The sequence below is a fragment of the Paenibacillus amylolyticus genome (assembly GCF_047302515.1).
Classification (GTDB): Bacteria; Bacillota; Bacilli; order Paenibacillales; family Paenibacillaceae; genus Paenibacillus; species Paenibacillus amylolyticus_G.
In genome coordinates this window covers 648646-660610 of record NZ_CP168019.1, presented here as the reverse complement: position 1 = coordinate 660610, position 11965 = coordinate 648646, and the positions used below count along the sequence as shown (strand labels likewise).

Sequence of the window (11965 nt, the reverse complement as noted above, 5' to 3'; positions counted from 1 at the left end):
TCCTTTACAGTCGGCTTGAGATCATTCGAGTATCAGGTTCAGTAGTTTAAAGTAGAGTTGCAAGAGTGACTCGACCTTGCTCTTCCGCCATTTCATTGAACGGAATCCACATACAAAGTGCAGGCTGTCCTCCTGATGAACCACTTGTAACGTTAAGTCGTACAGTTCAGACATCGGTACTCCCGAAGCAACTGCACCAGCGTTATAGAACAAAGGTAATGTTCCTGTACCGGGCTCCTGCAAGAGGGTACTAACATACTTGGTGTGGAAGTTCTCTCTGCCATCTTGACCCTTGGATTGATGGATAAGCTGGAATAATTCATTAAATTGTTCCAACGAGCCGAAGTCCAGATCAAATACTTGAATATAGTCGGACTGCCCAATAGCTGCATGTATACTTATCCGATCACTGTTGGATGTCTGTGCGAGAAGGTACGCAAAGCCGGCAAATAAAATATCATCCACCTCTACGTCCCACCTGCTGGTAGCATTCACCACACGATCATAGAGTTCTGCTGATAAGGCAAACTGCAACTCTTCTGTTTCGTTTGATGTTGAATCTCCTTCCACGAAATAATCCATGGACAAGGGAATGCGGGAGCGTGATACATGGATTACATCCATCTCGTCCAACTGATTCTCGATAAATGCGGTAATATCCGAAATAGTTGGCAAATTAAACATGTCGGTTATTTTCACAATTCCCGGATATTGGTCATCAAGTCTGGCATGTGCTTTGATCATCAGAACAGAATCGCCGCCGATCTCAAAGAAATGCTGATTCACACCAATGTGAGCATTGCCAAGTACTTCGCTCCATATCTGTACCAATAGTTTCTCAATATCATTGGCGGGAGCCTTGTATTGAACCTGAGCTGTGTGTAGAGCTGTTGGTTCAGGTAATGCATTACGATTGATTTTTCCATTTGCTGTTAGAGGGATGGCTTCCAACCGGATAAAGAATGAAGGCACCATGTACTCCGGCAATCTGGATATCAGAAACTCTCGCAATTCAGCAATGGAAACTTCTTGATCAGAGACATAATAGGCACACAGATATTTTTTCTTTTGCTCGTTCTGCCTGTCCATTACATACACACGCTTCAAGGCGTGGTGCTGAATGAATATGGCTTCAATTTCACCAAGTTCCACGCGATGCCCCCTGATTTTGATCTGGTTGTCCTTTCTGCCCAAAAATTCAATGTATCCCTCTTTACGCATGACGCCATGGTCTCCCGTTCTATACAATCGACCAAGGAGCGGATGCTGAATGAATGCTTTCTCCGTTTTATCCAAGTCATTCACATATTGATTTGCAAGACCTACTCCGCCGATAAACATCTCACCTGGAACATCAACCGGACATGGACGCAGTTTATAATCGAGCACATGGAATGTTTGATTCGCCAACGGATACCCGTAAGGGATACTGTTCCACGCATCAGATATTGAATTAATAGGGTAATAAATGGACCAAATACTAGCCTCTGTTGCACCACCGAGACTCACAATGCTTGCATCAGGACACAGATTTCTGACTTTGCCCGGTAACGATAGAGGTATCCAGTCACCGCTGAGCAGTATAAGACGAAGACTGCTTTGATGGTTACCCTCGTTGGTGATGTTTACTGCTCTTTCTATATCAGAACTTTGGATATTTAAATTAGCCAGCGGAGCGGTCTGTGCACCCAGGACTGCTACGGAACGTTCCGATAATAGGGATGGGTCAGCAGCCATTGGGTTTTCGCCATAGGATACCGATACGCTTGGACTTTGTCTGATATAATTTCTGCTGCTCCATTCTTCTGGAGAAGCCATTTCATCGTCTGGCTTCAATCCTGCTTCCACCGTGTGAAGCCAGATCTGATTTTCATTTAAATTGAATAACGGTTTCACTTTCTCAAAAGGCATATCTCCGATGGAACACATTCCAATGCCCAACATCTCTCCAACACTGTTTAGTGTGGATACCATAATTCCGGTATCAATAAGGGAGTATAAATAACCTTGCGCGCCATATTTCGGCATGGTTGCTTCCGCGTTGTAAATGAAGAAAACAGTAAACGCTGAAGACTGATAAATGGACCTGTTTGTGTAATAGTGCATTTCATCAGTGAATGACTGATTCCCATGAACAAGGCGTACCGTGTAATCCACTGGACTAAAGTAGTACAGGCCCGCCTCCATTCCCGCAACTCTTCCTTCCTTCACATACACAAACACATCTATCGGGTATAGTCCTCCCGCAGAAGGATAGTAATAACGAATTTCCTGTCCTTGATCATATTGACCCAGTACTCCCATCAGATCGGAGAACTGTTTCATGGTGACAGGCTGATCCTCCTTAAAGGAACGATGAGAACGTCGCTTGGAGATGAAATCAGGATATTCAACACCACGCTCCAGTGAGACCTCAAGTGTGGTGTTCTCACCGAAATTACGATGCAACTGTATTTTTTTGAATGCCTCGTATGCCTGTGCATCGTATGCCACCTTTTCATCATACGGATTGCGGAATAACTGCGTCTGCTTCTTGAAAATTTCCGCTGGCTCCATAAGTCCGCTGACCAAAGCACGTTTGCGAATGAGCAGTTCCATGAGCGAATTCACTTCACTAACAGGTACATTCGGGAAGAAAGAAGCAATCTCGGATTGCCGGATCCCCTTTTGTGCCAGGAAATACAGTTCAGGGAACATACCTGTTGCATATGCAGGGCATTTGAACTCATCCACGTAGATATGCTTTCCATCCATTCGCCACAGCGTGGAGAATGACCAATGGTACACCGATTCTACTGACTCTTTCTCCACAGCCAGTTGGGTTGACGCCTGAATCTCTTCATCACTTGCCCAACGGTAGCTTCGTCCAGCATCGGATTCCAGTCGATCCATGAACATATCCATAATCGCTGGAACCGAATTCCAGATTGTAACCTGATGGCGATCAACGGCCTCTTTCATCATTCGGATATCTCTTTGGTCGGATACAATTACGAGAGCTGCACCCGAGGAAAGTGCACCGAACACGTCATATACGGATAAATCGAAACACATGGAAGATACGCCAAGCATGCGATCCTTCTCATGAACACCGAACTTTCTGTTCATATCCAGAATTGTATTCGTTACAGCCCCATGAGTAATGGCAACACCCTTCGGTCTACCCGTACTTCCCGAGGTATAGATTACATATGCAATATCATCAGGTGTTCCAGATAGCTCACCTTCGAGTAGAGGATAACCTGAAGCCGAGACCTGATCATAGGCATCCACGTCCAATACAATTTGACAATCACTATTCTTAAGCATGTAAGCTTGCCGATCTTCAGGATAATCCGGATCAAGTGGTACATATGCCGCACCAGTGCGAAGTATAGCCATTACATTTACAATGGTCTCCATACGGCGCCTTGCTACAACGCCAACTCGATCCCCTCGCCCAATCTCCTGTTCAAATAAATATCCTGCCAGTTGACCAGATCTTCGGTCCAGCTCCGAATACGTCATCCGCTCATCCTCAAACAACAATGCGTCCTGATCTGGATAATGTTTAGCCATGCGGTCAAACAAATGTTGCAATGTTGTTGGCATGATATTTTCTTCTGATTGGTTATACCTTTCCAAAATGCTGCGATCGACTGAAGGAATGTCAGGCCCCGTAATCGTTTCTCCTACAATTAGGCCATCCAGCAGTGCAATATATTGCGCAAACATCGTTTCGACCACCTGTTGGTCAAACAAGTCATCCACGTAATCCCAGGTTAGCGTTAGCTGCCCTCCCGCATCCGAAGCCTGATGATCCAGATATACCTGCGATGTTTGGCTGACCCCAGTTCGAACCTTTCCAATCAGTCCCTGAGTTGCTTCAGATGTCTCACGTTCATTAAAGATCATACTTGTGAAGACAATTGGCATTACGGTCTTGTTCCCCATTTGATGATGCTTGGAGAGATCACGTATGAATTCGATGCCTTCATAATGCCTGTGCTCCAGCGCCTCCAGTATACTGTCCTGAACATGACGCACATGACCCATAAAATCATTCCCCGAAGCCATATCCACATCAATTAAAATCATGGAAGTAAAGTCCCCAATGATATCCTGTATGCTTGGGTGGAATGGATAACGATTGAAGACTGTCAGGTTCAGTGCAATCTTCTGTTGATTGCTCCAGTACGATAAGATCTGGGCATAGGCTGCACAGAGAAGCGCTGAAGGTGTTAGCCCGTGTCCATTAGCAACCTTTTTCAATATCTCCCAACGCTGTGGTTCAAACACTTCATTAAGTCGCTTGAATTTTGGTTCGCTGATCTGTGCAGGATCTGTTTTCAATGGGAGTGCAGGTGCTGCTGGGAACTCCTCTACTCGGGCAAGCCAGTATTGTTTGTCAGCCAGGTACGTATTCGATTTACGGAATTCATTGTAAGCAAGAATATAATCGCGGAATGTAAATGGATTAGGCTCCGGATTAATCTCGGGATGATGATAGAATTTCAGTAGATCATTATTGAAGATCTGTATGCTTGCCCCATCAGCAATGAGGAGATCATATCCAAACAATAGCAAATGTGTATCCTTAGATATTTTTTTCGCACGTATTTCAAATAATGGCCATTGCTCCAATTCAAAAATATGATGAGACATACGTTCTCTTTCGGCTATGATCACCCGTTCCATCTCGTCAGGACTCAAACCACTGATATCTTCAATATCCATCCGGTATACCGGTACATGTGGCAGGATTCGTTGCTCTCCGGTAGGCAGGATAATTGCCCGCAGCATAGGATGATGTTCAATCAACTTAATTAGTGCTTCATTAAAGCGCGTCATCTCCAGTTGAGTCTCGAATTCAAGGTACCCGTGTGTCGAAGTGCCCCCCATTTCAAAAGCCTGACTTCTTCCTGCGACATAAGCCATCTGTACCTCGGTCAGCGGGAATGGTCGGCCTTCAGGATCAGGACATGGATCATGCTGCGGATAATGAATTGTTCCCACTGACTCTTCATTTTCCACAGAGCTCTCAAGCAAAGCCGCCAGTTCATAAATATCTCTCAGGGCCATAAATTCCTTGAAGCTGAGACGTTGATTGAATTCCTGCCCAATCCGATTCACCAGCTGCACCATTAGAATTGAATTGATCCCCATCTGGAAAAAGCTGTCGTGAGTTCCTATTCCATTCATACCGAATACCGATTCACAGAGTTCAATCAGCTTTTGCTCCGTTGGGCTCTCTGTTCCTGCAAGTGCACTGGACTGTTGTCCAAAGGTTGGTTCCGGTAACGCTTTCCGATCAATCTTTCCATTGGGTGTAAGTGGAAATTCAGGCAACTGGATTAAATGCTGAGGAACCATGTAATCCGGAAGTGCTTTTGCCAAAAGACGCTTCATCTCCAATTCGTCATAGCTGCGCTCCGCTGAGTAATAGGCTACCAGTACCTTTGTTCCTTGCATGTCCACTTTATCTATAACGACAGCCTGCTTCACGCTAGGAACTGTAGATAATCGGCTTTCAATTTCTCCAAGTTCAACCCGATACCCCCTGATTTTCACTTGGGAATCCCGTCTGCCAAGGAATTCAATGTACCCTTCTCTTCGCAAGACTCCAAAATCACCTGTACGGTATAAACGTCCCAATTCCGGATGATTAAAAAATGCATTGTCGGTCCTCACCGGATCATTAAAGTATCCTTGAGCCAATCCTGCTCCACCGATACAGAGCTCACCAATGACATCGACTGGACTCAGGCAACCCGTGTAGTCAAGCGTATAGAATGTCTGATTCGCAAGTGGTCTTCCATACGGGATGCTCTTCCAATCAGACTTGACAGTATCAATGGGATAATAGATAGACCAAATGGATGCCTCTGTCGCACCTCCCAAGCTGATAACCTGTGCCGAAGGAAAACGCCCATGTACTTGCTCTGGCAATTTCTTTGGTATCCAGTCCCCACTGAGCAGGATGAGCCTTAATTGTTCATTGGTTTGATCGGTTACGTAATCTGCCATCAGTTGCATAATGGCTGGAACTGAATTCCAGATGGTTACTTTATGCTGTTTTATCGCGTCGTACATGTCATGAATATCACGCTGATCAGCAATGATCACAAGTGCTGCACCCGTCGCAAGTGCACCGAAAATATCATAGACTGACAGATCAAAGCACATTGAAGAGATACCAAGCATCCGATCTTGATCCGTCACTTCAAACTTCATATTGATATCCCGAATGGTATTCATTGCCGGGCCATGGGCAGTAGCTACCCCTTTTGGAGTTCCCGTGCTGCCAGACGTATAAATAATGTAGGCAAGATCGTCAGGTGCTGCGTTATTTTCCAGTGGCTCCACCGGCAATTCAGCCAGTCCCTCAAACGTATAAAGTTCGGGTAATAACAGCATTTTGCAGTTACTATTTTGTAAAATGTATTGCTGACGATCTTCAGGATAATCGGGATCAACAGGCACGTATACCGCTCCTGCTTTGAGAATACCGATGGTATTCACAATTGTCTCCATACCACGTTTGGCTAGCAAACCCACCCGGTCTCCCCGTGTTATTCCTTGTTGCGTCAAGTAATGAGCGAGCTGATTGGAACGTTCATCCAGCTGTTGATAAGTCAATTGCTGATTACCGTAAATCAATGCTGTCTGATAAGGAGTCTTGGTCGCCTGCTCCATAAAAGACCCATGCAGTGTAGATATAGGAAATGATTGTGCTGTTGCATTAAATGCATTCCAGATGGCATTATCCTGTTCAGGCAAACCTGGTAAAAACTCGATATTCTCTTGCTCACACAGATGAGTAATCATCGCTGTATAATCATCGAACATGGCGGAAAGTGTATCGTAATGAAAAAGATCCTGAATATAGTCCCAGTTAATGGTCAGTCTCCCGTCAGTCTCCATTACCTGATTATCAAGGTAGACTTGGGAGGTCTGACTGATACCCATTTTCAGATCTCCGATATGCTGCCAGCTTCCGATGGCATCCACAAATAATGTGCTGGTATATACAATCGGCATAATGGCGGAAGTACCCGCTTCTCGATGACGGGCCAGTTCTCGAATGAACTCCACGCCGTCATAATGTCGATGTTCCAACATATTGAGCATGCCACTCTGCACGTCTCTTGCTTGTTCCCAAAAAGGCTTGTTTTTTTGTTCGTTAATTTCGAGCAACATGATGGATGTAAAATCACCGATAATTTGATTGGTTTCTTCATGAAATGGAAAGCGGTTGAACGCCGCCAGATTGATGGCAAGTCGATCCTGATTGCTCCAACGGGCCAAAACTCGAGCAAAGGCAGTACATAGAAGCGCGGAAGGTGTTACATTTTTTTGCTGCGCCTTATGCTTTAATTGCTCCCACGGATCTTGTTCCAATATCCAGCTTAGCCGTGAAAATTGCGGTTTCTTGATATGTCTGGGCTCCTGCTTCAGCGGAAGTGCTGGAGCGGAAGGGAATGTGTCCAACTGATCCATCCAGTACTTCTTGTCACGTGCGTACATCTCACCCTTTTTCAGTTCTCCGTATGCCATCATATAATCCTTGAACGAAAACTTGAGTGCAGGAAGTTCCTTTTCCGGCTCACGGCAATAATGCACCAGGTCCTCTCCAAGGATCTGGATACTCGCACTATCACAGATCAGCAGATCATAACCGAATAACAGGTAATGCCGTGTATCATCTATTTTAAAAGCTTTGAATTCAAACAGCGGCCATTGGCTCGGCTCAAACACATGATGGGACATCCGATCCCGTTCCACCTCAATGTGTTTCCACTTTTCCTGCTCATTCAGATGGCACACATCAACGATTTCCAGTTGATATTCTGGTACCTGTGGCAATATTCGTTGTATGCCCTCCGGCAATATGACCGCTCGCAGCATTGGATGGCGCTGAATCACTTTTTGCAATGCAGTCTGGAAATGCGCCATGTTCAATTTGGTTTCCAATTCCAGATAATAGTGAGTGGATGTTCCCCCCATCTCAAACCGCTCGTCTCGACCTAACAGATAAGCCATCTGTACTTCTGTCAAAGGGAAGTCCTCATACAGGGTCGCCGGTTCCGGCTCTTGCTGGGGATACTCGGATATCGCTCCAGTTTCCTTGAGTGCACCAATCAGATGAATTGCAAGCTTCGCCAGATTCATACCTTCAAAGAACGTGTGGTAGTTTAGGTGAACATGGTAGCGTACCCGTATTTCAGTAATAATGCGCATCATTGATATTGAATCAACGCCGAGTTCAAACAAGTTGTCGTATACATCTAACCCGGTAAACCCGAGAACATGTCCCACCAGTTGGGCAAGCTCCTTCTCCGTAGTTGTATATATACCGTTATCTCGTCCGTGCAGTTCAACCTTCTGCTCATATTCAATTCTCGTCAGATGGTTGTTATGATAATTCAAATGATTACGTTCCTGTTGAATTCGAGCTGTCATGGCTTCCGAAAATTGGATAACACTTGACGACTCTAACAATGGTAGGAGTTCACTCGCATAATTGGGCTCACCGATCAACACTCGGCGTATACGACGGCTCAATACCATGTCAAAAGCACTGATCGCTTGATGAGTTGCTAACGTCTTGAATGCTGTATCCACATTCAAACCAAATCTGGCAGCCATCCCGGTTTCCTTCCAGGCAGGCCAGTTAATGGTTAGCGTTCGGCCCGACCCTTTTGCACGGTAAGACGCAAAGCTATCCAGAAAACAGTTTGCAGCAACATAATCGCTCTGCCCCGGTTCTCCTAACATGGATATGCCAGAAGAAAACATAACGAAGAAATCGAGTGGTTCCTGCGCTGTTACTTGATTCAGAACCCAGGTTCCCTGAACCTTCGGTCTCAGAACCTCTTGGAATGCAGTCTCTTCCTTACGGATAATCAAGCCATCATTGGCAACACCAGCGCTATTAATTACCCCATAGATTTGCCCATATTTTGTTCTCAACCTCTGCACAACCTGAGTCATCTGCTCCAGATCGGAGATGTCTGCACTGATTAATTCAACACTTGATCCTCCGGCTTCAAGCTCCATAATGGTTTTCATTCGTTCAATCATTTCCATGGATATTATCTTTGGATCTTCTTCTTGAATAAGCTTGTCCCACACAGTGCGATCAGGCATCGCCGTACGACTGATTAGTGCCAGACGAATGCAGCGTTCATCAGCCAGATGCTTCGCGAATTGCAAGCCAATTCCGCCTGTTCCACCAGCAATAAGATATAAACCGTTCTCACGAATAGTCACTTCCTCATGACTGGCTTCCAGAATGTTGGCAATATCCAATTCTTCAACGTATGACTGATTATGGCGATACGCCACTTGGAAACGGTCATAGGAGCTATTCAATTCTGCATAGATCGTATCCGCATCGGTATCTGAATCCACATCAATGAATCGGCAGGATATTTCCGGATACTCCTGTTCAATGACTTTTGCGAATCCGTTAAGCGTTGCATTTTCCGGTCGTACCTGACTTTCATAACCCGTAACTGCATTCGCTAGAGAGGATATGAATTGAAGCTGAAGTCCCTCTGTCATATGATGATGTAGAATCGCACGGGTCAAGTAGAATGCACTCTGAATTCCACGGTCCTGGCTTAACTTTAATTGTTCCTCGCTTTGTAAATAATCATCTGAATCATTCTCTGCCAGAGTAAACCCGTGAATAATACGGGTTAGCCCCTGATCCTTCATATCATTCAATAACTGAATGTAATCACTTTCATCACCACGAATCACATAGTGCGAATCATCATACTTCTCGTAACGATCCCCCCACGATACCTGAATGACTCGTGCTTCGGGCTCACGCTCCAATTGGACCGTCAAGGCAACACTGACTTGATCGTTTCCGCGGAAGAGAAGTACGGTGCCTTTCATTTTTGAGTCGACAGAATCTCGAGATACGGGCGTGTATCGTTGCCATATAGCTTGATAAAACATGCCCTCTGCCTGTACCTTTTCCGATCTTCTGTTCCTTTTTGGAATGTCGATCCAACATCTGTGCGTCTGGAATGCGTAAGATGGCAAACTGACCTTGAGTACATTCTGATTCGCATAAAGCGCTTCCCAGTCAGCATCGCCCCCAGAGACATAGAATGAAGCAGCCTGATGTAACGCATTGATGTCTTGCTGCCCACTGTTCATGAATTCTCCAAGAGCTTGTCCCAGCGATACGCTCAGCTCATGCCTGGATGAGAGCGACATTCTGAATTCCTGATCCGCTGCCTCCTCATCTTGAACCAGCTTGTGAAAACCGGTATAGATGTGCAAACCATGTGAAGTACCAAATAGCTGTTTTGAGCGCTCCAACTGAGTAAGTTTCTGATGCAAATCGATGTTGCTGTTCATTATGATTGCTACCCGATATGGAAACTTCCCTCTTCCCGTGTTGGCGGTATAACATATATCTTGTAGTGTTGGCAGTTCATTTTTTTCAAGAAAATAGATATACTTACTGATCATCTGACGTAGCGATTCCTCAGACTTGGCGGACAACGTCAGAATGGATGGACCTGTTACAGAAGTGTTCGCTTTATGCTCGGCAGTTGCCCGATCAGGAGCTTCCTCAAGCACGAGATGACAGTTGGTTCCCCCAATGCCAAAAGAGCTGATACCACAACGTCTTGGAGTTGTTCCATCCGTGGTCCACTCTCGCAGTGTAGTATTCACGTAAACGGGTGATCCACTGAAGTCAATGGCTCTGTTTGGCTTTTCAAAATTCAAAGTTGGAGGGAGTTTTTTATTTTTCAGCGCCAGAATTGCTTTAATTAAGCCAGCGGTTCCAGCTGCTTCGTACAGATGACCGATATTGGTTTTAACCGAACCGATCGCACAAAATTGTTTCTTGGAAGTATATTTCTTAAACGCATTCTGGATTCCCTTAATCTCAATGGGATCTCCCAATTCTGTCCCCGTACCATGCGGTTCGAAGTACGAGATCGTTTCGGGATCGATGTTACCGTCCTCCCACGCTTTTACAATCAACTCAGCCTGAGTGGACGGGTTTGGTACAGTCAATCCGCCAGAACTTCCATCCTGATTGACGGCCAAACCTTTAATTACCGCATAGATCTGATCACCATCACGCATTGCGGCGTCTAGTGGTTTCAGCAATAAAGCAGTGACTCCTTCGCCCATTCCCGCCCCATTTGCAGAATCATCAAATGTTTTGGTCCGGTAGTCTGGAGATTCCATCCCGATTTTCTCATTCTGATTCTCGCGTGTCATAAGATGAAGTTTCACACCGCCCGCAATTGCCATATCACATTCCTTGTTCCGGATGGCCTGACATGCCATGGCGACAGCTACGAGTGAAGAGGAACACGCTGTATCAACAACAATACTGGGCCCCTTCAGATTCAGAAGATACGAGATTCGATTGGATAATATGGAAGCCAAATTTCCAACGATGGACAGTGCACTTGTCTGCATCGTTTCGGTAATATATCGCATATACATATCTTTGATATTGTTGGAAAAGCCTACATAGACACCTGTATTGGTGCCCGATAATTTATCGTTACCGTATCCTGCATCCTCCATGGCATCCCATGCCGTCTCCATAAACAAACGCTGATTAACATCCGTTAAACTGGCTTCTTTGGGAGGCAAACGAAAGAATTCATGGTCGAATTGGTCAATATTGTCCAGGTACGCCGCTTCGTAATATTGAATATCTCCCTCAGGTATATCCATATAAGAGAGAATAGCGTCCATATCCGATTTTCGTGTCTTGGGAATGGGACGTATGCAATCTACACCACTCTGGATATTATCCCAGTAGTCATCCAGTGTTTCCATATTGGGCAACTTGGCTGAAATACCGATGATGGCGATATCCTTGACGGGTTTCTTTTCCCCTTCTTTTAGCATTTTCACGATCTGAGCCGCCGTTGTTTTGTTCATCTTCTGGTCCTTGACACTCTCTACCAGGAGCTTCAGAATTTTCTCCACG

Annotated in this window: 1 protein-coding gene; it reads right to left on the bottom strand. The window is 45.3% G+C overall.

Annotated elements, in window-relative coordinates; translation table 11 throughout:
• Positions 1–21: 21 nt before the first annotated feature.
• Positions 22–11964: an amino acid adenylation domain-containing protein gene (locus ACDJ59_RS02980; RefSeq protein ID WP_413407582.1), complete on the bottom strand. Its 11943-nt coding sequence runs from the start codon at positions 11962–11964 to the stop codon at positions 22–24.
• Between the last annotated feature and the right edge of the window lies 1 nt (position 11965).